Source organism: Pseudomonas sp. lyk4-TYG-107, from assembly GCF_030209055.1.
GTDB lineage: Bacteria > Pseudomonadota > Gammaproteobacteria > Pseudomonadales > Pseudomonadaceae > Aquipseudomonas > Aquipseudomonas putida_A.
In genome coordinates this window covers 99242-121196 of the sequence record NZ_JARVST010000008.1, presented here as the reverse complement: position 1 = coordinate 121196, position 21955 = coordinate 99242, and the positions used below count along the sequence as shown (strand labels likewise).

Sequence of the window (21955 nt, the reverse complement as noted above, 5' to 3'; positions counted from 1 at the left end):
AACCCCTGTTACCGCCGTGAAAGGGCGGTGTCCTAGGCCACTAGACGAAGGGGACGCAAACCCTTCTATACAACTGATCAACGTTGAGTGTTGATCGCTTCGGAGCCGGTGTGGCCAGGCTTCGAAGTGTAAATTGGTGGAGCTAGACGGGATCGAACCGTCGACCTCTTGCATGCCATGCAAGCGCTCTCCCAGCTGAGCTATAGCCCCTCATCGTTGATGTCATCGCTGAGGACGGGGCGAATCTTAAGGGCGTATCGAAAGCCTGTCAAACTTATTTTTGAAAAATTTCAAAGTTTTTTGTCGGCATAACAATCACTTACCGCCCTCCCCCAGAAAATCCGGGGGAAAAACGCCGAAGGCCGGAATCAAACGATCCCGGCCTTCGGCGGTTACCGCAGAGTCAGACGTGCTTAAGCAATCGCGCCCAGCAGCTTTTCCCACTCTTTGTTTTCTTTCTTCGACACGCCACCCAGCAGGTCAATCGCCTGGCGCAGACGGAAACGAGTCAGGTCCGGACCGAGGATTTCCATCGCATCGAGCACCGACACCGAACTCGCCTGCCCGGTGATCGCGGCAAACATCAGCGGCATCGCATCGCGCAGCTTCAGTTCGAGGGATTCGACCACCGCCTGAATTGTTGCGGTAATGCTGTCCTTCTCCCACTGACGCAGGCTTTCCAGCTTCCACAGGATCAATTGCATCAACTGACGCACCTGATCACCGGAAAGCTTTTTCGATTCGAACAGCTTGGCATCCGGGTTCACGCCACCGGCAAAGAAGAAGCCGCCCAGCGGTGCAACCTGGCTGAAGGTTTCCACACGCCCCTGCACCAGCGGCGCGATCTTCATCATGTATTCGGCGTTGAATGCCCACTTCTGCACTCGCGCGGCGAATTCTTCCACCGGCAGATCTCGCAGCCACTGGCCGTTGAGCCACGACAGCTTCTCGATGTCGAAGATCGGCCCGCCGAGGGACACACGCTTGAGGTCGAAGTTGTCGACCATTTCCTGCAGCGAGAACTTCTCGCGTTCGTCGGGCATCGACCAGCCCATGCGACCGAGGTAGTTGAGCATCGCTTCGGGCATGAAGCCCATGCGCTCGTAGAAGGTCACCGAGGTCGGGTTCTTGCGCTTGGACAGCTTGCTCTTGTCCGGGTTACGCAGCAGCGGCATGTAGCACAGCTCCGGTTGTTCCCAGCCGAAATATTCGTAAAGCAGAATCAGTTTCGGCGCCGATGGCAGCCATTCTTCGCCGCGCAGCACGTGGGTGATGCCCATCAGGTGGTCGTCGACCACGTTGGCGAGGAAGTACGTCGGCAGGCCGTCGGTCTTCATCAGCACTTGCATGTCCATGCGATCCCACGGGATCTCGACATCGCCACGCAGCATATCCGGCACCACGCAGACACCTTCGGTCGGCACCTTCATGCGGATCACGTGTGGTTCGCCAGCCGCCAGACGGGCCGCGACTTCTTCCTTCGACAGCAGCAGCGCGCGGCCGTCGTAGCGCGGGGTCTCGCCGCGCGCCATTTGTTCGGCGCGCATCTGGTCCAGTTCTTCTGCGGTGCAGAAGCATGGGAACGCATGGCCCATGTCGACCAGTTGCTGGCAATACTTCTGATAGATATCGCCACGCTCACTTTGACGATACGGGCCGTGCGGGCCGCCGACGTCCGGGCCTTCGCTCCAGTCGATCCCCAGCCAGCGCAGGGCGTCGAAGATCTGCTGTTCGGACTCGCGGGTAGAACGCAACTGGTCAGTGTCTTCGATGCGCAGGATGAACTCACCGCCATGCTGCTTGGCAAAGCAGTAGTTGAACAATGCGATGTAAGCGGTACCTACGTGGGGGTCCCCGGTAGGCGATGGCGCGATGCGAGTGCGGACGGTGGTCATGGCATGTCTCGAAAAGAATGAAAAGCAAAACAATCAAGCGGCGAATGGTAACAGGCGACACCCGCCCCGCTCCAGCGGGCAGGGCATTTAAGCCAAGTTTGCGTCTGTAACGCCCATAGACCGTGGTGACGGCCCGAATATCAGCCATCGGCATTTACCGTTTATCGGCGGTATGCCAGATTCAGCCGCAGATAACTTTCCTTACAATTCCTCGACTACAGTTTGCCTCATGCCTGCCCAACTCAAGCGTCGCCTGTTTATTTTCCTGCTCCTGGTGCTGTTGATTGCCGGGGGCTTCTTCGCCCATTGGTTTTTCAAGGGGCGCTTTTATGAAAGCACCGATAACGCCTATGTCCAGGGCGAGATCACCCGCGTCTCCAGCCAGTTGAGCGCACGCATCGACGAAGTGTTGGTGCAGGACAACCAGCACGTGGAAAAAGGCCAGTTGCTGGTGCGCCTTGAACCCAATGATTTCCGCCTCGCGGTCGACCGCGCCAATGCCGCCCTCGCCACCCGCGAAGCCGAGCGTTTGCAGGCACAAAGCAAATTGACCCAGCAATCGAGCCTGATCGCCGCCAGCGACGCGCAGGTGGCGACCACCCAAGCCACCCTTGGCCGCTCGCAGATGGATTTATCGCGTGCTGAAACCCTGCGCAAACCCGGCTACGTTTCCGAAGAACGAGTGACTACCCTCTCCGCTGACGCCCATATCGCCCGCTCGCAAGTGGCCAAGGCCCAGGCCGATGCGCAGAGCCAACGCCAGCAGGTCAACGCACTGACGGCCGAGATCAAACGCCTCGACGCGCAGATCGCCAACGCCCGCGCCGATCTGGCGCAAGCCGAGCTCAACCTGACCCGCAGCGAAATCCACGCGCCGATCAGCGGCATGGTCGGCCAGCGCGCCGCACGCAATGGCCAGGTGGTGCAGGCCGGCGCGTATTTGCTGTCGATTGTCCCGGACGAAGACATCTGGGTGCAGGCCAACTTCAAGGAAACCCAGATCGGCCACATGCAGCCCGGACAGAAAGCCGAGCTGACCTTCGATGCCTACAGCGACACGCCGATCGAAGCGCGAGTCGACAGCCTGTTCGCCGCCTCCGGTGCGCAGTTCAGCCTGCTGCCGCCGGATAACGCCACCGGCAACTTCACCAAAGTCGTGCAGCGGATTCCGGTAAAACTGACCTTCAAGGCCGATAACCCGCTGCACGGCAAGATCCGCCCGGGCATGTCGGTCACCGCCACCGTGAATATCAAAGACGCCCCAGACAATGGCCGGTGATTCGCTGATCCGCCCCGTTGGCGAACCGACCCGGCGGGACTGGATTGCGGTGATGAGCGTGATGCTTGGCGCGTTCATGGCAGTGCTCGACATTCAGATCACCAACTCCTCGCTCAAAGACATTCAAGGCGCGCTGTCGGCGACGCTGGAAGAAGGCTCGTGGATTTCCACCTCGTATCTGGTCGCGGAAATCATCATGATCCCGCTGACCGCGTGGCTGGTGCAGTTGCTCTCGGCACGGCGCCTGGCGGTGTGGGTGTCGCTGGGTTTTCTGATTTCGTCCTTGCTGTGTTCGATGGCCTGGAGCCTCGAAAGCATGATCGTCTTTCGCGCCATGCAGGGCTTCACCGGCGGCGCGCTGATCCCGCTGGCGTTCACCCTGACCCTGATCAAACTCCCCGAACACCATCGCGCCAAAGGCATGGCGATGTTCGCCATGACCGCGACCTTCGCCCCGTCCATCGGCCCGACACTGGGCGGCTGGCTCACGGAAAACTGGGGCTGGGAATACATTTTCTACATCAACATCCCGCCGGGGCTGATCATGATCGCCGGGCTGATGTACGGGCTGGAGAAGAAGGAAGCGCACTGGGAACTGCTGAAAAGCACCGACTACACCGGGATTCTCACGCTCGGTGTCGGCCTCGGATGCTTGCAGGTATTTCTTGAAGAGGGCCATCGCAAGGACTGGCTCGAATCGAACCTGATCGTGACCTTGGGCAGCATTGCCCTGCTCAGCCTGATTACCTTCGTCATCGTGCAGATTTCCAAACCCAACCCGCTGATCAACCTCGGCATCCTGCGTAATCGCAACTTCGGCCTGTCGAGCATTTCCAGCCTGGGCATGGGCGTCGGTTTATACGGCTCGATCTATCTGCTGCCGCTGTACCTGGCGCAGATCCAGAATTACAACGCCCTGCAGATCGGCGAAGTGATCATGTGGATGGGCGTGCCGCAGCTGTTCCTGATTCCGCTGGTGCCCAAGCTGATGAAATTCGTCTCGCCGAAGTGGCTGTGCACCCTGGGCTTCGGGTTGTTCGGGCTGGCGAGTTTTTCGTCGGGGGTGCTCAACCCGGATTTCGCCGGGCCGCAGTTCAATCAGATCCAGATCATCCGGGCGCTGGGTCAGCCGCTGATCATGGTGACCATTTCGCTGATCGCCACCGCGTACATCCTGCCGCAGGACGCGGGGTCGGCATCGAGCCTGTTCAACATCCTGCGCAACCTCGGCGGCGCGATCGGCATCGCCCTGCTCGCCACGCTATTGGATGCGCGCACCAAGACCTACTTCGATTATTTGCGTGAAGCGGTGGTGCCGACCAATCCGCAAGTGGCCGAGCGGTTGGCGTCGATGACAGACCGGTTTGGCAGTGACACGGCGGCGCTCGGCAAGTTGAGTGAGATCGTGCATCAGCAGGCGCTGATCATGGCCTACAACGACGCGTTTCACTTTGTCGGGATTGCGCTGGGGGTCAGCATGCTGGCGATCTTGTTGACCAGGAAATTGCCGCGAGGGCTGAAGGCTGGGGAGTCTCATTAAGACCGCGTTGCCGCCATTCGCGAGCAGGCTCGCTCCCACAGGGGATTTGTGAACGACACAGATCCAATGTGGGAGCGAGCCTGCTCGCGAAGAGGCCCGGTCAGACGATGAAGATCAAACCGCCAAAAGCCGCTCACGCAGTTTGGCAATCTCATCGCGCATCTGCGCCGCCGCTTCGAACTCCAGATCCCGCGCCAACTGGTACATCTTCTCTTCCAGCGCGCGAATGCGTTTGGTGATTTCGCTTGGCGAACGCAGTTCGGCTTCGTACTTGGCGTTTTCTTCGGCAGCCTTGGCCATGCCCTTGCGCTTCTTGCTGCGCGAGCCAGGTACGGTGGCGCCCTCCATGATGTCGGCGACGTCCTTGAATACGCCTTTCGGGGTGATGCCGTTTTCCAGGTTGAAGGCGATCTGCTTGTCGCGACGACGCTCGGTCTCGCCAATCGCCCGTTCCATCGAGCCAGTGATGCGGTCGGCGTAGAGAATCGCCCGGCCATTTAGGTTCCGCGCGGCCCGGCCGATGGTCTGGATCAGCGAGCGCTCGGAACGCAAGAAGCCCTCCTTGTCCGCATCGAGAATCGCCACCAGCGACACTTCCGGCATGTCCAGACCTTCGCGCAGCAGGTTGATCCCCACCAACACATCGAAGGTACCCAGACGCAGGTCGCGGATAATCTCGACCCGCTCGACGGTGTCGATGTCCGAGTGCAGATAACGCACGCGCACGCCGTGGTCGGCGAGGTAATCGGTGAGGTCTTCGGCCATGCGTTTGGTCAGCGTGGTGACCAGCACCCGCTCCTCGACCGCCACGCGCTTGGTGATTTCCGAGAGCAAGTCATCAACCTGAGTCAGCGCCGGACGCACTTCAACCTGCGGGTCGACCAGACCGGTCGGACGCACCACTTGCTCGACCACGCGCCCGGCATGCTCGGCCTCGTAGTTGCCCGGCGTCGCCGAGACGAAAATGGTCTGCGGGCTCACTCCTTCCCACTCGTCAAAACGCATCGGCCGGTTGTCCAGCGCCGACGGCAAGCGGAAGCCGTATTCCACCAGGGTTTCTTTACGCGAACGGTCGCCCTTATACATCGCGCCGACTTGCGGCACGCTGACGTGAGACTCGTCGATCACCAGCAAGGCGTCGGCCGGCAGATAGTCATACAGCGTCGGCGGCGCGGCACCGGCCGGACGTCCGGACAGGTAGCGCGAGTAGTTTTCGATGCCGTTGCAGTAACCCAGTTCGAGAATCATTTCCAAGTCGAAACGGGTGCGCTGTTCGAGGCGCTGGGCCTCGACCAGTTTGTTGTTGCTGCGCAGGTATTCGAGACGTTCCTGCAATTCGACTTTGATGTGTTCGATGGCGTCGAGCAGAGTCTCGCGCGGCGTCACGTAGTGACTCTTCGGATAGAAGGTGAAGCGCGGCATCTTGCGGATGACTTCGCCGGTGAGCGGGTCGAACGCGGAGATGCTCTCGACCTCGTCATCGAACAGTTCGATGCGGATCGCTTCCAGATCGGATTCCGCCGGATAGATATCGATCACGTCGCCGCGCACGCGGAAAGTCGCGCGGGCAAAATCCATGTCGTTGCGGGTGTACTGCAGGTCGGCCAGACGCCGCAGCAAAGCACGCTGATCGAGTTTGTCGCCGCGATCGACGTGCAGCACCATCTTCAGATAGGTTTCCGGGCTACCGAGACCGTAGATGCACGACACCGTGGTAACGATGATCGCGTCCTTGCGCTCGAGCAACGCCTTGGTCGCGGACAGACGCATCTGCTCAATGTGGTCGTTGATCGACGCGTCCTTCTCGATGAAGGTGTCGGACGACGGCACATAGGCTTCGGGCTGGTAGTAGTCGTAGTAGGAAACGAAATACTCGACCGCGTTGTTCGGGAAGAACGCCTTGAACTCGCCATACAATTGCGCGGCGAGGGTCTTGTTCGGCGCCAGCACCAGCGTCGGGCGTTGTACCTGCGAGATGACGTTGGCGATGCTGAAGGTCTTGCCCGAGCCGGTCACACCGAGCAGCGTCTGGTGCGCCAGCCCGGCTTCGATGCCCTCGACCAATTGGCGGATCGCTTCTGGCTGATCGCCGGCAGGCTCGAAGCGGGTGACTAGCTGGAATTCGGACATACACACCTCTGGGATCGCGGCTCGCGCAGAAAACAGCCGAGCCGCGGGGATGACCGCAAACGACCGTTGTCGCCCAAGGAAAAACGAAGATTGTGCTCAATGTGGAGCCGATTGCCTCGCCTTTCAAGGCAAACGTCCTACATCCGGTAAAGTCTCTGACAGAGTCAATCGACTAACGGTCAAGAAATAATCGGAAAAACTTGCCTGAAAAGCTGAATCGCCTGTCGCCATTGCTCAGTGATGGCCTCTATACTAGCTCCCCGTTTGTGCACCGCTCTAGTGCATTCGGCTGGAGCGCGACACGTCCCTCCACTCTCCATTCAGAGCCGCCGTAATAATGAGCCTGTTCTCCGCTGTCGAAATGGCACCCCGCGATCCAATCCTGGGCCTCAACGAAGCATTCAACGCCGATACCCGAACCACCAAGGTCAACCTGGGTGTAGGTGTTTACTGCAACGAAGAGGGGCGAATTCCCCTGCTGCGCGCGGTGATCGAAGCCGAAACCATTCGCGCTGCGCAGCACGCTTCCCGTGGCTACCTGCCGATCGACGGCATCGCGGCCTACGACCAGGCGGTGCAAAAGCTGCTGTTCGGTAACGACTCGCCGCTGATCGCTGCCGGTCGCATCGTCACCACTCAGGCGGTCGGCGGTACCGGCGCGCTGAAAATCGGTGCCGACTTCCTCAAGCAACTGCTGCCGAACGCCGTTGTGGCGATCAGCGACCCGAGCTGGGAAAACCACCGCGCGCTGTTCGAAACCGCTGGCTTCCCGGTGCAGAACTACCGTTACTACGACGCCGCCACCCACGACGTGAACCGTGCCGGCATGCTCGACGACCTCAACGCCCTGCCGAACGGCTCGATCGTTGTGCTGCACGCCTGCTGCCACAACCCGACCGGCGTCGATCTGACCCCGGCCGACTGGAAAAACGTGCTGGACGTGGTCAAGGCCAAAGGTCACGTACCGTTCCTCGACATGGCTTACCAGGGTTTCGGCGACGGCATCGACGAAGACGCCGCGGCTGTTCGACTGTTCGCTGAATCGGGCCTGACTTTCTTCGTATCGAGCTCGTTCTCCAAGTCGTTCTCGCTGTACGGCGAGCGCGTTGGCGCCCTGTCGATCGTCAGCGAATCGAAAGAGGAAAGCGCGCGCGTGCTGTCGCAGGTCAAGCGTGTGATCCGTACCAACTACTCCAACCCGCCGACCCACGGTGCAAGCATCGTCGCCGCTGTGTTGAACAGCCCGGAACTGCGCGCCCAGTGGGAAGCCGAACTGGCAGAAATGCGCCTGCGCATTCGCGGCATGCGCGAGCAGATGGTTGCTCTGCTGGCGGAAAAAGCCCCGCAGCGTGACTTCAGCTTCGTCGGCCGTCAGCGCGGCATGTTCTCCTACTCCGGCCTGACCACCGAACAGGTGCACCGTCTGCGTAACGAGTTCGGCATCTACGCCCTGGACACCGGCCGCATCTGCGTGGCAGCACTGAACCAGAGCAACATCAAAGCGGTCACGGATGCGATCGTTCAGGTCATCTGATTTCGCCTGGCAATGAAAAACGGGAAGCCTTGGGGCTTCCCGTTTTTTATTTGTCCGAAGGAATCCAACATTCCCTCTAAACTGCACACAAATCTGAATTGTGGGAGCGAGCCCGCTCGCGAATGCGGTGGGTCAGTCGCCATTGTTGGTGGCTGACAGCATTCGCGAGCAGGCTCGCTCCCACAGGTTTCGTACATCCAGGAATTTTGTGAGAACCCAAATGAAAAACGACAACCTGCGCGCTGACCGAGACGACCTGGATGACTTCATCCCCCGCACCCCGGCCAAACGCGACAAAAGCCTGGTGCTGCAAGTCGCAGCGGGCGTCTTCCTCGGCGGCCTGGCCCTGTGGCTGGTGCAACTGGCCGCCACCGCCGCTTACGCCAAACTGATGCTCGGTACGATCACCTTCGGCGGTTAGGCGAGTTCCGTCGCCCGTTGACTGCCCGCATCGTCATACGCGACGTAGAGCGATTCGGCGATCTGGCTCTTGATCGCCTTGGTGCTTTCCAGACCGAGCACGAACCCTTCGGCCTTGCCGCCAGCACGGTTCAGCTCTTCAGCGGTGCTGGCCTGGGTGATCGCGTCGAAGAGTTTCTCGGCGTGCGGGCCAACGCCCTTGGGCAGACTGATTTGCGTGACGCTCATACGAGCACCTCGCGTGAAAGGGAAACAACAACGGTTCGAGTCATGGCGCGTACCTTTTCGGCGAATGGCCGGCAGCGCGTGTCACCACTTCCGGGCAACCATGGTAGACCTGTGAGGCGGTTCTGGTAACCGCCAATCGCTGACAAAACACCGTCCGTCCTGCCGAACGCACAAAATTTACACCCGACGCTTGACTTCTCTTTTTGAATCAGTAACATACGCACCAATTCCGCAATAGCTCAGTTGGTAGAGCAAATGACTGTTAATCATTGGGTCCCTGGTTCGAGTCCAGGTTGTGGAGCCAAATAGCAAAGCCCCTGAATCGCAAGATTCAGGGGCTTTTTTGTGGGCGCTCGAAAAGTCAAAAGATCGCAACCTGCTGCAGCTCCGATCCCCTGTAGGAGCTGCCGCAGGCTGCGATCTTTTGCTCTTCAAACCAAAAAGGCCGATCTGTCTCACAACAGATCGGCCTCTTTCATCCATTCAGCGCTCAAACATGCTCGCTGCTCTTCATCTGGATCTTCGGCGCGCCATGCCCATGATCGTGTTCATCAGGCTCGATCACCGGCACTTCCTTGCCATCGCAATCATGCAGCTTGCCGTCGCTGAAGTAATCGCCTTCACGCAGCGCCGCCAGGTCGCGATAACGCAGGGTGCGCTCTTCTGCGGCGGCAAACACCGACTGTTGGTCAGAGTTGCCGGCGGTAAAGTGGTTGAAGGTCAGATTCAGCACAATCGCCATGATCGCCGACGAGCTGATGCCCGAGTGGAAAATGGTCGCGAACCAGCTCGGGAAATGATCGTAGAAGTTCGGCGCGGCAATCGGGATCATGCCGAAGCCGATCGAGGTGGCGACGATGATCAGGTTGACGTTGTTGCGGTAATCAACCTTCGACAGTGTGCGAATCCCGCTCGCCGCCACCGTACCGAACAGCACGATACCGGCGCCGCCCAGCACCGAAGTCGGCACTGCAGCGATCGCCCGGCCCATGAACGGTAGCAGCCCGAGAATCACCAGGAAGATGCCCCCGGTAGCCACCACATAACGGCTCTTGATCCCGGTCACCGCCACCAGCCCGACGTTCTGCGCGAAGGCGCTCTGGGTGAACGAACCGAAGATCGGCGCAAACATGCTCGACAGCATGTCCGCGCGCAAACCGTTGCCAAGACGTTTGGAATCGACTTTGGTGCCGATGATCTCACCGACCGCCAGAATGTCCGCCGAGGTTTCCACCAGGGTCACCATGACCACGATGCACATCGACAGGATCGCGGCGAAGTGGAAGGTCGGCATGCCGAAATGGAACGGCGTCGGGAAGCCGAACATCGGCCCTTGGGTGACACTGGAGAAATCGGCCATGCCGAGGAACACCGCCAGAATCGTGCCGATCACCATGGCCAACAGGATCGACAGACGCGAGATGGTCGAGCTGCCGACCTTGCTCAGCAGCAACACCAGCACCAGCGTCACCGCCGCCAGACCGATGTTCTGCATGCTGCCGAAGTCCGGCGCGTGGCTATTGCCCCCCATGGCCCAGCGCGCAGCCACCGGCATCAGCGTCAGGCCAATGGTGGTGATCACGATGCCGGTGACCAGTGGAGGGAAAAACTTGGTGATTCGCGAGAACACCGGGGTGATCAGCAAGCCGATCAACGATGCGGCAATCACCGCCCCCAGCACCGACTGAAAGCCGCCCTCCCCGCCACTGCTGACGATCGCGACCATGGTAGCCACACCGGAGAACGACACGCCCTGCACCAGCGGCAACTGACAGCCAAAAAACGGTAGACCCAGGGTTTGCAGCAGTGTCGCCAGCCCCCCCGCAAACAATGAAGCAGCAATCAACAGACCAATGTCCGCCGGCGACAGCCCGGCCGCCTGGCCGATGATCAGTGGCACCGCAACGATACCGCCGTACATGGTCAGAACATGTTGCAGGCCGTAAGCCATATTCGCGCCGACCCCGAGATTTTCGTCCTCGGGCCGTTGGTGTGAAACATGGGGCGTTTTCATGTGGGGGGTTCCCTGGTTTTTGTTATGCGCACACTGTATTCAATACTCTGGACAAATGTCCATAGAGTTGTATACAACTTATCAGTCACATAATGGATAGGTAGCCACCCAAGCTTCTATCTCGCCACCTCCATCTCCCACAAATCCGGCAACACATCCCCTCCTGCCCCCGGTTCTTATCGCACTAGGCTGAATTGTTCATGGCGACCAGCGGTGCACTGTCGCTCTTTTTTATACATATAAAGTATGCATAATGAAGTCATTCGAAATTCAGTACGACAAAAGCAAGAACGCAGCCAACAAACTCAAGCACAGGGGCGTCAGCCTTGCCGAGACCGAGCCGGTCTTTCATGACGAACGCGCGCTGACGATCGAGGACAACGACCATGACGAACAGCGCTGGATCACCCTCGGTCTCGATGGCAAAGGACGTTTGCTGGTGGTTGCGTACAGTTATCGCGAAGCCAACGTCGTACGAATCATTTCTGCACGTGTCGCCACACCGAGCGAACGTCGCGCATATTTTCTGGAGACTTGAACGATGAAAGACGAATACGATTTCTCGCAGGGCAAGCGCGGTGCCTTGGCGCCCGCCAAGGGCAAGACCCGCATCACCATCATGCTCGATGATGCCGTCATCGAAGCCGCCCGCAGCGTGGCGGAAAACGAAGGGTTCGGTTATCAGACCGTGATCAACAACACCCTGCGCCATGCCCTGCTGGAGGCTGGCAGCAAAACGCAGGACGTCGAGCCGCCCCACTCCGGGCAATTCAAGAAAGGCATCACCACCGCCGACCTCAAGAGTCTGGAAAAAAAGCTGTCGGCGGCGGTCGGGGAAATCCGCCGGGTGCTGGAACCGGAGGCCAAGCCCTGAGATCAGGCCGGTACGAGCATCCGCGCCAGCGACTGGCGCACATGCGGCTGGTCAGGCAGGCGCAAGCCGAACTCCTGCTCCAGCACTTCAAGCAGTTCATCAACATCCGCCACCTCGCGTCGCTCGCTGGCGGCGCCCATATGATGAATCGCGAAACTGCCGTTGTTCAGGGTCCGGCGCCAGCCATCGCCGGTGCGCGCAACCATCAACCGCTGAGCAAACGGTGATTCGGGATGGGTCGAGACGTACCAGTTGCCGAGGGTGTAATCGATGTCTTCCTGGCGTTGCAGATCAAACAGGTACATCGCGCGCCACTCCCCTGCGACACTGGCGCGCAGCATGTAACCATCGGCCTGTTTCTCGATGCGATAGGACTCGTGCGGCGTCGGCTGTTCAGCCTCGGTATCGAGCAGCAACGGCGCGGTCGGCACCATGCCACCGAAGCCGACATCGGTGATGTAACGCTCGCCGTCGATGATCACCAGGCTCAAGCGATGCGTGCGGGCCGTCCAGGTGCCTTCGGGTTGCGCCAGCACCACGCGCCCGGAGATGCCACGGGCCTCGAAGCCCAATTCCTGCAACAACGCCAGAAACAGATTGTTCAGTTCGTAGCAGTAACCACCCCGGCCACCGTGGAGAACCTTTTGTTCGACCGACGCCAGATCGATCAGCACCGGCGCGCCAGTGATCGTCGACAGGTTCTCGAAGGGAAAGACGCCGGTGTGGCGCAACTGCAACTGCCGCAGGGTTTCCAGGGTCGGTGCCGGTGGAGCGTCGAACCCCAGGTGTTGAAGGTACAACGTCGGATTCGCCAGACGTGGCTCGCTCATTGCTCAGTCCTTTTGCATGTGGCCGCGCATTGCTGCGCCGATGGCCGACATGTATACGGGATCGCCCCCGGACTCCGACAATTGATTTCGCCAATCACCACTACCGACGCTTGCGCGAACCGATGCGAATCCAGGTCGGCGCATGATCGCTGGCGTGCGGTTCGTTACGCACCCAGGCGTCGACCCCGGCCTCGTGCAAGTACGGACTGAGTGCCGGATTGAGCAGCAGATGATCAATGCGCAGACCGGAGTTGGTTTGCCAATGCTGGCGAAAGTAATCCCAGAAGGTGTAGAGGCGATCGTCGGGATACAGATGGCGCAGCGAATCGGTCCAGCCTTGATCAAGCAGCCGCTGATAACACTCGCGGCTTTCGGGTTGCAGCAGCGCATCCTTGAGCCAGGACCGGGTGTTATAGATGTCCATATCGGTGGGCACCACGTTGTAATCGCCGGCCAGCACCACCGGATGATCACTGCTTTGCAAATCCTTGGCGTAGCGGATCAAGCGTTCGAACCAGGCCAGTTTGTAGTCGAACTTCGGCCCCGGCTGCGGATTGCCATTGGGCAGGTACAGACAGCCGACCAACACACCGTGCACCGCCGCCTCCAGATAACGGCTGTGCTTGTCCTCGGGATCGCCCGGCAGACCGCGACGGCTCTCCAGTGGTTGCGCATCGCGGGCGAGAATCGCCACGCCGTTCCATGACGCCTGCCCGTGCCAGATCGCGCCGTACCCCGCTGCCTCCAGTTCGGCGGCGGGGAATGCACTGTCGACCGACTTGAGTTCCTGCAGACAAGCGATGTCCGGTTGCTCGCGCTTGAGCCACGCCAGCAGGTTCGGCAAGCGTGCGCGCAGGCCGTTGACGTTGAATGTGGCGATCCGCAGGTTTTTCATCGTCCAGGCTCCGGCGAACAAGGTGTGAAAATTGTGACCCTGTGCTAACGGCGGTGGTTGCATCGGATCAACCGGCTGCGGCGTAATAGGCGCTCGCCACTGCCCCGAACTGCCGAGACTCGATTCCATGCTCACCACCCTGCAAGGCCCGCGCATCCTCCTGCGTCCGCTTCAGTACAGCGACGCCGACGCCCTGCTCCGCGCTGCCGCCGACGGCGAACTGTGGAACCTCACCGTCACTGTGGTGCCGTCGGCGAGCACCATCGACAGCTATCTGAAAAAAGCCCTCGACGGTCGTGATGCCGGCACGGTCATGCCGTTTGTGATCGTGTTGAAGGATAGCGGCGAAGTGATCGGCTCGACCCGGTTCTGGAAGATCGACCCGCTCAATCGCAAGCTGGAAATCGGCAGCAGCTGGATCTCGGCACGCTGGCAGAAATCCTTCGTCAACACTGAAGCTAAATACCTGATGTTGCGTCACGCTTTCGAGGTGCTCGACTGCGTGCGAGTGCAGTTCACCACCGACGAGAACAACCAGAAGTCGCGCAACGCGATTCTGCGCCTCGGTGCGCAACAGGAAGGCATCGTGCGCCACGAGCGGATCATGCCCGACGGCCGCAAGCGTAACTCGGTGCGTTTCAGCATCATCGATGACGAGTGGCCGCAGGTGCGGCAGGTGCTGGATCAGAAACTGGCTGAGGATCGAGGCTGAGGCTCGACAACCGCTCGTCAGCCAATCGGCACCAACAGCTGCGGCCGTCAGACCAAAGTCAGGTAACCGAACCTTTTTGGGAGACGTACCATGACAACGCGCAAACTGACTTCCCTGTTGCTCGCCGGGCTGCTGACCACCGCCTCGGTCGGCGCCTTTGCCGCCAATGACGGGGCGGATGCCTCCGGCACCAAATCCGGTGCTACAAGCGGCACCAACATGCCACCCAACAGCACCCCCGGCGCTCCGAAAAACGGTGACAGTACCGATGGCGCCAGCAAGGGTACCGGCACCAACAGTGGCACCATGGGTTCTGGATCGGGAGCGGGGGGCGGCACCGGTTCGGCCGGCGGCGGAACCGGCGGTGCCGGTGGTGGCACAGGCAGCTGAACGAATAAGCGTGACCGCTGGTGATCCGGCATGAAGGCATGAATCTGTGGCGCTGGAATCCGATTCCTCGCCACAGATCAAGCGCGGATGCTTTAGCGATCCGACCGCATCAACTCGGCAACACCCTCCTCCAGCGACAACACCGCCGCGCGATTGCGTCCGGCATTTTTTGCCTGATACAGCGCCGCGTCAGCACGCTGGATAAACACTTCAAGGCTGTCATTGCCGCTCGGAATAAATGAGTAGCAGCCCAGACTCACCGTCAGGTATCCGGTGGGCGAACCGCTGTGAGTAATGCGTTTATCCATCACACTGCGGCGAATCTGCCCGGCAATCGCCAGCACGCCGTTGATGTCGGTATCCGGCAGCAACACCGCGAACTCTTCGCCACCGTAACGCACCGCCAGGTCAGACTTGCGTTGAGAGCAATTCTTCAACACCTGGGCCACCTGAGCCAGGCAGTGATCCCCTGCCACGTGCCCGTAGGCATCGTTGTAGCGCTTGAAGAAATCAATATCGAGCATGATCAAGCCGACTGGACTCGACTGCCGTGCACCGCGAGCAAATTCGATCTCCAGCGATTGCTCGAACAGGCGCCGATTCGCCAGCCCCGTCAGGCTGTCGTGGGTCGCGATCTGCTCCAGTGTGCGCTGTGCCTTGCGCAGGTTTTTCTCGATTCGCTCGCCGTCACGCACCTGATGAATGAACACCCAGCCGAACAGGCCGACGCCAAGAATCACTAGCGCCACAATCACACTGGACTGAAAGGCCCGCTCATACCAACCCTTGAGAATCGTGTCGCGCGAAGAGGCGGACGCTACCACCAGCGGATAAGCCGCCAACTGGCGGTAGCCGTACAAGCGCACCACGCCGTCGACCACCGACTTGATCATCGCAGTGCCGGCCGGGGCCTCGGGCAGCAGCTTCTGGTAGATCCTGCCTTGCGCCAGCGACGAGCCGATCAGGCCTTCGTCGAACGGTCGCCGCGCCAGCAACGTGCCGTCCTTGAGTCCGAGAAACATGATGCCGTTGTCATCGAGGCTGAAGCTTTTGAAGAACCGGTCGAAGTACGCCATCTTGATCCCGGCCATCAGCACGCCCTGGAAGTTGCCGGCGCGGTCGTTGATGCGTTTCGAGATCGGGATGATCCACTGGCCATTCTCGCGGCTGCGAATCGCCGGGCCGATGTGCGCCACGGTAGAAGCGTTTTGCTGGTGAAACCTGAAGTACTCGCGGTCGGCCACACCCTTGCCACGGGGCAGGTCCGGGAACGAGGTGATCACCCACTGGCCCTCGCGATCGAAGAGGAACATGCCGTGCAACTGCTCCAGCTGTTGCACCCGACGCGCGAAGGTTTTTTGCAGACGTGGTCGCTGCGCGGCGCCATAACCATCGTCCTCGACCCAATCAGCGAGACTGGTGAGCACCAGGTCAGCGGCCAGAAACGTGTCCTCGGCCTGCTGCGCCATGGCTCGGGTCAGGTTGGTCGACGCGATCTGCGCGTTCGCCAGGTCCTGACGCCGTGTCTGCTCGAGTTGCAGATAGAGCAAGCCGGACAAGCACAGGCACACCGCAACGATGAACAGCGCTGCCGCCTTGCGCAGTGGCAGGCGTTTAAGCGTGCCGGGAGTTTGATGGGGGTCGTGAATGGGGATTGGCAAAAACGTGTCCTGGGCAGGTACGACAGGGGCCGCAGCCCGAAACCCTTACTTTTCATGAGCGTAGCCCAGCGGGGTGCGCACAGCAAACCCGCCCCGCCAACACACGCCTGCCCCGCTGTATCGGCGCGCAAGGGATTTGGATGATCTCCGCACGTCGATTTATTTTCAGTGGTGGTTTTGCGGGTGATCGCCCTCGCGTATCTGCGTAGGGCAATCGCGCAGTGCACCGATGACGGCTATCGGGGTTTGTTGATTTCCCGCAGCAAATCCGCGACCGGCAGGTTCATGGTGTTTGAGTAGTAGGGTTTGTAGCCGTACGCGGTGACGACGACTTTGCAGGGGATTTGTTGTTTGTTCGCGAGGAGTTGATTCAGTTCTGTTACTGAAAGATTTCTCTCAGAACTTCGGTTGCTGGAAGTTTCACTGAGGAATGCGCGAGTAAGGTAGGAAAACTTTCCCTTGTTGTTTTCATTTTTTTCCGATCGTATCAAACCGGATGCGGAGAACTGTATGGCTTTGCCTACTGAGAAATCATGATCATCCGCCAATGCGCAATGAAGCATGCCCGAAATCATCCCAACTCGCTCCCCGCGATCAAAAAGATCCAACACATCAACGTCCGACTGATACCGGATGATGTATAGCAGCGACTTTTCTCTTTCCACAGATTCGAAGTTCAGGTTTGCGGGAGGCTTTGTGTGGTCTTTCGCACAACCTGAGCAAATAGCGAGCAAGCAACAAATGAGCACCCTGTACATCATGGAAAATCCTTCATGATTGAGTCAAAAAGCATATCGGCTGCCGATTTGCTCCCCGCGATACGGGCAGTAAACAACCCCAATGCATTTGCATGATTTGTGTCTACATTGACGTTTAATGAAGGACCAAAGGAGATAAGCCACTTTTCACCAATCCGTCGAAATTCACGTTCGGCGAGCCACTGGCAATCGGATTGGTGCCATGTCCCGGGAGTGGGCAGGCGGTTGGATCGGTGACGCGGGCGGCGGGTTTTCCGCTCATGAACAGCTCCTTGCAGTGTTGCGGGTCATCCTTTTTGGGGGCGCAAGCATGCGTGAATTTTCCGGTTGCTTCAAACCTCCAGGCAAAAAAAGGCGCCCGATCAAGGCGCCTTTTTCATTCGTGCAACCACTCACATCAACGCGATGGCGGCACCCGAATATCCCCCGCCCGGCACTGCGTCTTCACGCCCTTGCCGCACGCGCCGAACTGCAGATCCTTGCCCATGCACACCCGCACTTCCGAAAGCTCCGGGCCGCTGCAGATCACCGCGATGCCATTGGCCGGGATCCCCGGGTTGGCCTTGCGGAACAGGTCGGCGATTTCCTGGGCTTCGAAATAGTAGGAGCTGCTGAACGGTTGCAGCTCCTGCGGGATTTTCACCGCGCCAACCGCTTTGTCCGCTTCATCCAGATAGCCCATCGCGCCCAGACCGCTGCAAGTGCCGTGCTTGGACCATTCGTGATCAAGCAGTTTTTTTGTCGGGAACAGTGTCAGGCCCTTGGTGGTTTCCGCCGCCGACAGCGTGGTCAATGGAGGGCAGGACTCCGGCCAGCCGCCATTGGCGTATTGCGGCCACAGACCATGCAGCACGAAACCGTAGCCCTTGCCGGAACACTGCGCGTCGTCCTTGTGTGTCAGGCAAAAGGTCGGCGACCAGGACAGCGTCAGCAGGTAGTAATCGAACTGCCCCGCTACCGCTTCCGTTTGCACCTTGCTGGCGTTCGACTGACGCGCCGAACTCAGGCCGATGCTACCGGCCGTCAGCGCGATCAGCGCCAGAATTGTAAACAGCTTTTTCATGTACCCGCTCCTTGGGACGCCTGCGTCCGTGGTTTTTGATGCTGACCAGACTTGGCCAGCGCTGATTTCGCCATGCTTGTGTTGCAAGCGCATGACGCAAGGCAACGCCGTACGCCGTTGAAAGGTCTACGATTAACAGGCAGACATCAAACCAAGGGATCCGAAATGAGTAAAGCAGACGAACTCGCCGCCAAACTCAAGCAAACCCGGCACACCCAAGCGGATGCCGCGCTGGAGATCGATTGCTGGCCGGCGCAGGTCTACGATCTGTACCACCGCATCGAGGCCTGGCTGCAGCCAGTCACTGAAGTGGGCCTGAAAATCCGTCGCAACCCGACCCACGTTTGCGAAAGCTCACCCGATGGCGAAAGTCACGATTACGCGATCGACCAACTGGTGATCGAAGCCAACCAGCAAACCCTGACCTTTGATCCCATCGCCCGGTTTACCGAAGACGGCGCCGGCCGCGTGCAGATCACCCTGCCCGAGCGCAACACCTATCTGCTGCGCACCGTCGATGAACATCATGAGAGCCATTGGTGGTTGCAAACGGTGGAAACCGGGCAGGAACTGGATGCCATTGCGCTGACCGAGAACAACCTGTTGCAGGTGGTGCAGGAAGGGCTCGGTCTGTAACGCGAGCGGCCAAACTGTCAAAACTGTAATCCCCCTCTCAGCCAACTGAAAGCCAGCGCTGGGTAGCCTCCCCGTCATGAATCAAACGGGGACTTCCAGCGCATGCCTTCCAACACCTCAAGACGCACCTTCGTCAAAGGCCTGGCCGCCAGCGGCCTGCTCGGCGGCCTCGGTCTGTGGCGCGCGCCGGTCTGGGCGTTGCCCCCGCCTGGGCAGATCAACGAACTGAGCGGCAGCGAATTCGAGCTGTTCATCGGCGAAACCCCAGTCAACTTCACCGGCCGCCCGCGCACGGCAATGACCATCAACGGCAGTCTGCCCGGCCCGCTCTTGCGCTGGCGCGAGGGTGATACGGTGACGTTGCGGGTGCGCAACCGGCTCAAGGACAGCACTTCGATTCATTGGCACGGCATCCTGCTGCCAGCCAACATGGACGGCGTGCCGGGTCTGAGTTTTCACGGCATCGAACCCGGCGGCGTATACGTCTACCAGTTCAAGGTACGGCAGCACGGCACTTACTGGTATCACAGCCATTCCGGCTTGCAGGAGCAGGCCGGGGTTTACGGGCCGCTGGTGATCGACGCGAAAGAGCCGGAGCCGTTCCAGTACGACCGCGACTACGTGGTGATGCTCAGCGACTGGACCGACGAAGACCCGGCCAGCCTGATGAAGACCCTGAAAAAGCAGTCCGACTACTACAACCACCACAAGCGCACCGTTGGCGATTTCATCGACGACGTCAGCGACAAAGGCTGGGGGGCCACCGTCGCCGACCGCACGATGTGGGCCGAAATGAAGATGAACCCCACCGACATCGCCGACGTCAGTGGCGCCACCTACACCTTCCTGATCAACGGCCACACGCCCGACAGCAACTGGACCGGACTGTTTCGCCCCGGTGAAAAACTGCGCCTGCGGCTGATCAACGGCTCGGCCATGACTTACTTCGACGTGCGCATTCCGGGGCTGAAAATGACCGTGGTCGCGGCAGACGGTTTGCACGTCAAACCGGTCAGCGTCGACGAGCTGCGCATCGCCGTGGCGGAAACCTACGACGTGATCGTCGAGCCTGACAGCGAGGCCTGCACCCTGTTTGCCCAGGCCATGGATCGCAGCGGTTACGCCCGCGCCACCCTCGCCACCCGCGCCGGTCTGGTAGCACCGGTGCCTGCGCTGGACTCGCGCCCGTTGGTGACCATGGATGACATGGGCATGGCCGGGATGGATCACGGCTCGATGGACATGAGCGCCATGGCGGGCATGGATCACTCGGCGATGGGCCCGATGCAATCGCACCCCGCCAGCGAACAGGACAATCCGCTGGTGGACATGCAAGCCATGAGCACCGCGCCGAAACTCGACGACCCCGGCCTCGGCCTGCGCAACAACGGCCGCCGCGTGCTGACCTACGCCGATCTGCGCAGCACCTTCGAAGACCCGGACGGCCGCGATCCCGGGCGCACGATCGAGCTGCACCTGACCGGGCACATGGAGAAATTCGCCTGGTCGTTCAACGGCATCAAGTTTTCCGACGCCGAGCCGCTGCGCCTCAAGTACGGCGAGCGCATCCGTCTGGTGCTGGTCAACGACACGATGATGACCCACCCCATCCACCTGCACGGCATGTGGAGCGATCTGGAAGACGAGAACGGCAACTTTCAGGTGCGCAAACACACCATCGACATGCCCCCCGGTACCCGTCGCGGCTATCGCGTGACGGCCGATGCATTGGGCCGCTGGGCCTATCACTGCCATCTGCTTTATCACATGGAAACCGGCATGTTCCGCGAAGTGCGGGTGGAAGAATGAAGGGGCCGAACATGACTCGATTCGCAGCGTTCTCCTTGTTAATCATCGGCAGCTCCGTCATGGCCGCCGACGACATGCAAGGCATGGATCACAGCCAGATGCCCGGCATGGATCACTCGATGCAGAGCATGGACGACGGCATGATGCAGCCCGCCGCGCCGACAGAAAGTCGCACGCCGATCCCGGTGCTGACCGACGCCGACCGCGCCGCCGTGTTTGTCAGCCCCGGCGGCCATCAGGTGCACGACAGCGCGATCAACAGCTACTTCCTCGCCGACAAACTCGAATGGCAAAACGCCGATGACGGCAGCGCTTTGGCCTGGGATTTGTCCGGCTGGATCGGCGGCGACATCGATCGCCTGTGGCTGCGCTCCGAAGGCGAACGCAGCAACGGCAAGGCCGAGGACGCCGAGCTCCAGGCTTTGTGGGGCCATGCGATTTCGCCGTGGTGGGACGTGGTCAGCGGCGTGCGTCAGGACTTCAAACCCGGCGCCCCACAAACCTGGGCCGCGTTCGGTGTGCAGGGCATGGCGCTGTACAACTTCGAAGCCGAGGCTACGGCGTTTCTCGGCGAAGGCGGACAAAGCGCACTGCGGTTGGAGGGCGATTACGACATTCTGCTGACCAATCGGCTGATCCTGCAGCCCACCGCCGAGCTCAACGTCTACGGCAAAAACGACCCGCAACGGGGCCTCGGCTCCGGCCTGTCGAACACTGAAGCCGGCCTGCGCCTGCGCTACGAAATCCGCCGCGAATTTGCGCCGTACCTCGGCGTGACGTGGCACCGCACCTACGGCAACACCGCCGATTACGTCCGCGAAGAAGGCGAAAATCGCAGCGAAGCACGGCTCGTGCTTGGTGTGCGGCTGTGGTTCTGAATCCCATTGAAAAACAACCCCAGAGGTCTTGCATGCGCACGTTGAATATCACCCTTGTACTCGCCAGCGGATTGCTCCTGAGCAGCCTCGCTCAGGCTCACCCGAAACTGCTGTCATCAACCCCGGCCGAAGGTGCCGACGGCGCGGCTCCCGACAAGATCGAACTGCACTTTTCCGAGAGCCTGCTGACTCAGTTCTCCGGCGCCAAATTGGTGATGACCGAGATGCCGGGCATGGCTCATTCGCCGATGCCGATGAAGGCCAGAGTCAGCGCCGGCAGCGACCCGAAATCCATGCTCGTCACCCCGCTCACGCCGTTGCCCGCCGGCACCTACAAGGTCGAGTGGCGCGCGGTGTCGTCCGACACGCACCCGATCACCGGCAACGTCACGTTCAAAGTGCAGTGAGC

21 protein-coding genes, 2 tRNA genes and 1 pseudogene are annotated in these 21955 nt (G+C 60.2%); 13 read left to right on the top strand and 11 right to left on the bottom strand.

What is annotated here, in order from left to right:
- Positions 1–134: 134 nt before the first annotated feature.
- Positions 135–210: transfer RNA gene (locus tag QRN61_RS09325), tRNA-Ala, on the bottom strand.
- 203 nt (positions 211–413) lie between these two features.
- The gene (gene gltX / locus QRN61_RS09320) at positions 414–1895 is read right to left on the bottom strand and encodes a glutamate--tRNA ligase (protein WP_285373646.1); all 1482 of its coding nucleotides are present in this window, start codon (positions 1893–1895) and stop codon (positions 414–416) included.
- A 229-nt stretch (positions 1896–2124) separates the two neighbouring features.
- On the opposite strand from gltX, the gene QRN61_RS09315 reads away from it, so the two are divergent.
- Both QRN61_RS09315 and QRN61_RS09310 read left to right on the top strand, forming a co-directional pair.
- Positions 2125–3174 carry an HlyD family secretion protein gene (locus QRN61_RS09315; protein WP_027611523.1) on the top strand — a complete coding sequence of 350 codons (1050 nt, stop codon included), beginning with the start codon at positions 2125–2127 and terminating at the stop codon, positions 3172–3174.
- Positions 3164–4714: an MDR family MFS transporter gene (locus QRN61_RS09310; RefSeq protein WP_414888486.1), complete on the top strand. Its 1551-nt coding sequence runs from the start codon at positions 3164–3166 to the stop codon at positions 4712–4714. The genes QRN61_RS09315 and QRN61_RS09310 overlap by 11 nt, the downstream gene beginning before the upstream one ends.
- 114 nt (positions 4715–4828) lie before the next feature.
- Here the strand turns inward: QRN61_RS09310 and uvrB are convergent, their stop codons facing one another.
- A complete protein-coding gene (gene uvrB, locus QRN61_RS09305; protein ID WP_007969222.1) occupies positions 4829–6844 on the bottom strand; it encodes an excinuclease ABC subunit UvrB in 2016 nt (671 codons plus the stop codon).
- 337 nt (positions 6845–7181) lie between these two features.
- Between uvrB and QRN61_RS09300 the strand changes: the two genes are divergently transcribed.
- Together QRN61_RS09300 and QRN61_RS09295 are read left to right on the top strand one after the other, a co-directional pair.
- Entirely contained in the window at positions 7182–8378 is a 1197-nt protein-coding gene (locus QRN61_RS09300; RefSeq protein WP_027611521.1) for an amino acid aminotransferase, read from the top strand.
- 220 nt (positions 8379–8598) lie between these two features.
- On the top strand, positions 8599–8799 hold the full coding sequence (locus QRN61_RS09295; RefSeq protein ID WP_097088650.1) for a hypothetical protein: 201 nt from the start codon (positions 8599–8601) through the stop codon (positions 8797–8799).
- Here QRN61_RS09295 and QRN61_RS09290 read toward each other — a convergent pair.
- The gene (locus tag QRN61_RS09290; RefSeq protein WP_285373645.1) at positions 8796–9026 is read right to left on the bottom strand and encodes a hypothetical protein; all 231 of its coding nucleotides are present in this window, start codon (positions 9024–9026) and stop codon (positions 8796–8798) included. The genes QRN61_RS09295 and QRN61_RS09290 overlap by 4 nt on opposite strands.
- A gap of 228 nt (positions 9027–9254) precedes the next feature.
- On the opposite strand from QRN61_RS09290, the gene QRN61_RS09285 reads away from it, so the two are divergent.
- Positions 9255–9330 (top strand) — tRNA-Asn (locus tag QRN61_RS09285).
- A 186-nt stretch (positions 9331–9516) separates the two neighbouring features.
- Here QRN61_RS09285 and QRN61_RS09280 read toward each other — a convergent pair.
- Positions 9517–11040, bottom strand: a complete 1524-nt coding sequence (locus QRN61_RS09280; RefSeq protein WP_285373644.1) for a nucleobase:cation symporter-2 family protein — start codon at positions 11038–11040, stop codon at positions 9517–9519.
- Positions 11041–11293: 253 nt separating this feature from the next.
- Between QRN61_RS09280 and QRN61_RS09275 the strand changes: the two genes are divergently transcribed.
- Entirely contained in the window at positions 11294–11578 is a 285-nt protein-coding gene (locus QRN61_RS09275) for a BrnT family toxin (protein ID WP_285373643.1), read from the top strand.
- A 3-nt stretch (positions 11579–11581) separates the two neighbouring features.
- The gene (locus QRN61_RS09270; protein WP_123588467.1) at positions 11582–11914 is read left to right on the top strand and encodes a BrnA antitoxin family protein; all 333 of its coding nucleotides are present in this window, start codon (positions 11582–11584) and stop codon (positions 11912–11914) included.
- Positions 11915–11916: 2 nt separating this feature from the next.
- On the opposite strand, the gene QRN61_RS09265 is transcribed toward QRN61_RS09270, so the two are convergent.
- Positions 11917–12744 carry an arylamine N-acetyltransferase family protein gene (locus QRN61_RS09265; RefSeq protein WP_285373642.1) on the bottom strand — a complete coding sequence of 276 codons (828 nt, stop codon included), beginning with the start codon at positions 12742–12744 and terminating at the stop codon, positions 11917–11919.
- Between the two features lie 100 nt (positions 12745–12844).
- Positions 12845–13639: an exodeoxyribonuclease III gene (gene xth, locus QRN61_RS09260; protein WP_096796937.1), complete on the bottom strand. Its 795-nt coding sequence runs from the start codon at positions 13637–13639 to the stop codon at positions 12845–12847.
- A 127-nt stretch (positions 13640–13766) separates the two neighbouring features.
- Between xth and QRN61_RS09255 the strand changes: the two genes are divergently transcribed.
- Both QRN61_RS09255 and QRN61_RS09250 read left to right on the top strand, forming a co-directional pair.
- A complete protein-coding gene (locus QRN61_RS09255) occupies positions 13767–14351 on the top strand; it encodes a GNAT family N-acetyltransferase (RefSeq protein WP_285373641.1) in 585 nt (194 codons plus the stop codon).
- Positions 14352–14441: 90 nt separating this feature from the next.
- Positions 14442–14741: a hypothetical protein gene (locus QRN61_RS09250; protein ID WP_285373640.1), complete on the top strand. Its 300-nt coding sequence runs from the start codon at positions 14442–14444 to the stop codon at positions 14739–14741.
- Positions 14742–14833: 92 nt separating this feature from the next.
- Here the strand turns inward: QRN61_RS09250 and QRN61_RS09245 are convergent, their stop codons facing one another.
- The 4 genes and pseudogenes from QRN61_RS09245 to QRN61_RS09230 form a co-directional block, all read right to left on the bottom strand.
- A complete protein-coding gene (locus QRN61_RS09245) occupies positions 14834–16402 on the bottom strand; it encodes a sensor domain-containing diguanylate cyclase (protein WP_285373639.1) in 1569 nt (522 codons plus the stop codon).
- A 236-nt stretch (positions 16403–16638) separates the two neighbouring features.
- Positions 16639–17163 carry a hypothetical protein gene (locus QRN61_RS09240; protein ID WP_097088632.1) on the bottom strand — a complete coding sequence of 175 codons (525 nt, stop codon included), beginning with the start codon at positions 17161–17163 and terminating at the stop codon, positions 16639–16641.
- A gap of 148 nt (positions 17164–17311) precedes the next feature.
- Positions 17312–17422 (bottom strand): annotated as a pseudogene (locus QRN61_RS09235) (PAAR domain-containing protein); the annotation flags it as partial.
- 135 nt (positions 17423–17557) lie between these two features.
- Positions 17558–18223, bottom strand: a complete 666-nt coding sequence (locus QRN61_RS09230; RefSeq protein WP_285373638.1) for a ribonuclease T2 — start codon at positions 18221–18223, stop codon at positions 17558–17560.
- 165 nt (positions 18224–18388) lie between these two features.
- Here QRN61_RS09230 and QRN61_RS09225 point away from each other — a divergent pair, with 165 nt between their 5' ends.
- The 4 genes from QRN61_RS09225 to copC all read left to right on the top strand — a co-directional run bounded on the left by QRN61_RS09225 (position 18389) and on the right by copC (position 21953).
- Positions 18389–18859: a hypothetical protein gene (locus QRN61_RS09225; protein WP_150369167.1), complete on the top strand. Its 471-nt coding sequence runs from the start codon at positions 18389–18391 to the stop codon at positions 18857–18859.
- A 102-nt stretch (positions 18860–18961) separates the two neighbouring features.
- Positions 18962–20668: a copper resistance system multicopper oxidase gene (locus QRN61_RS09220; protein ID WP_285373637.1), complete on the top strand. Its 1707-nt coding sequence runs from the start codon at positions 18962–18964 to the stop codon at positions 20666–20668.
- Between the two features lie 11 nt (positions 20669–20679).
- A complete protein-coding gene (locus QRN61_RS09215; protein WP_285373636.1) occupies positions 20680–21546 on the top strand; it encodes a copper resistance protein B in 867 nt (288 codons plus the stop codon).
- 32 nt (positions 21547–21578) lie between these two features.
- The gene (gene copC, locus QRN61_RS09210) at positions 21579–21953 is read left to right on the top strand and encodes a copper homeostasis periplasmic binding protein CopC (RefSeq protein WP_027611506.1); all 375 of its coding nucleotides are present in this window, start codon (positions 21579–21581) and stop codon (positions 21951–21953) included.
- The last annotated feature ends 2 nt before the right edge of the window (positions 21954–21955 follow it).

Coding starts and splice junctions, on each gene's coding strand:
- QRN61_RS09290 (WP_285373645.1), bottom strand. CDS start 9,026: ATGAGCGTCACGCAAATCAGTCTGCCCAAGGGCGTTGGCCCGCACGCC.
- QRN61_RS09265 (WP_285373642.1), bottom strand. CDS start 12,744: ATGAGCGAGCCACGTCTGGCGAATCCGACGTTGTACCTTCAACACCTG.
- copC (WP_027611506.1), top strand. CDS start 21,579: ATGCGCACGTTGAATATCACCCTTGTACTCGCCAGCGGATTGCTCCTG.
- QRN61_RS09230 (WP_285373638.1), bottom strand. CDS start 18,223: ATGAAAAAGCTGTTTACAATTCTGGCGCTGATCGCGCTGACGGCCGGT.
- QRN61_RS09280 (WP_285373644.1), bottom strand. CDS start 11,040: ATGAAAACGCCCCATGTTTCACACCAACGGCCCGAGGACGAAAATCTC.
- QRN61_RS09300 (WP_027611521.1), top strand. CDS start 7,182: ATGAGCCTGTTCTCCGCTGTCGAAATGGCACCCCGCGATCCAATCCTG.
- QRN61_RS09250 (WP_285373640.1), top strand. CDS start 14,442: ATGACAACGCGCAAACTGACTTCCCTGTTGCTCGCCGGGCTGCTGACC.
- QRN61_RS09255 (WP_285373641.1), top strand. CDS start 13,767: ATGCTCACCACCCTGCAAGGCCCGCGCATCCTCCTGCGTCCGCTTCAG.
- QRN61_RS09220 (WP_285373637.1), top strand. CDS start 18,962: ATGCCTTCCAACACCTCAAGACGCACCTTCGTCAAAGGCCTGGCCGCC.
- uvrB (WP_007969222.1), bottom strand. CDS start 6,844: ATGTCCGAATTCCAGCTAGTCACCCGCTTCGAGCCTGCCGGCGATCAG.
- QRN61_RS09275 (WP_285373643.1), top strand. CDS start 11,294: ATGAAGTCATTCGAAATTCAGTACGACAAAAGCAAGAACGCAGCCAAC.
- QRN61_RS09240 (WP_097088632.1), bottom strand. CDS start 17,163: ATGATGTACAGGGTGCTCATTTGTTGCTTGCTCGCTATTTGCTCAGGT.
- QRN61_RS09225 (WP_150369167.1), top strand. CDS start 18,389: ATGAGTAAAGCAGACGAACTCGCCGCCAAACTCAAGCAAACCCGGCAC.
- QRN61_RS09270 (WP_123588467.1), top strand. CDS start 11,582: ATGAAAGACGAATACGATTTCTCGCAGGGCAAGCGCGGTGCCTTGGCG.
- gltX (WP_285373646.1), bottom strand. CDS start 1,895: ATGACCACCGTCCGCACTCGCATCGCGCCATCGCCTACCGGGGACCCC.
- QRN61_RS09295 (WP_097088650.1), top strand. CDS start 8,599: ATGAAAAACGACAACCTGCGCGCTGACCGAGACGACCTGGATGACTTC.
- xth (WP_096796937.1), bottom strand. CDS start 13,639: ATGAAAAACCTGCGGATCGCCACATTCAACGTCAACGGCCTGCGCGCA.
- QRN61_RS09310 (WP_414888486.1), top strand. CDS start 3,164: ATGGCCGGTGATTCGCTGATCCGCCCCGTTGGCGAACCGACCCGGCGG.
- QRN61_RS09215 (WP_285373636.1), top strand. CDS start 20,680: ATGACTCGATTCGCAGCGTTCTCCTTGTTAATCATCGGCAGCTCCGTC.
- QRN61_RS09315 (WP_027611523.1), top strand. CDS start 2,125: ATGCCTGCCCAACTCAAGCGTCGCCTGTTTATTTTCCTGCTCCTGGTG.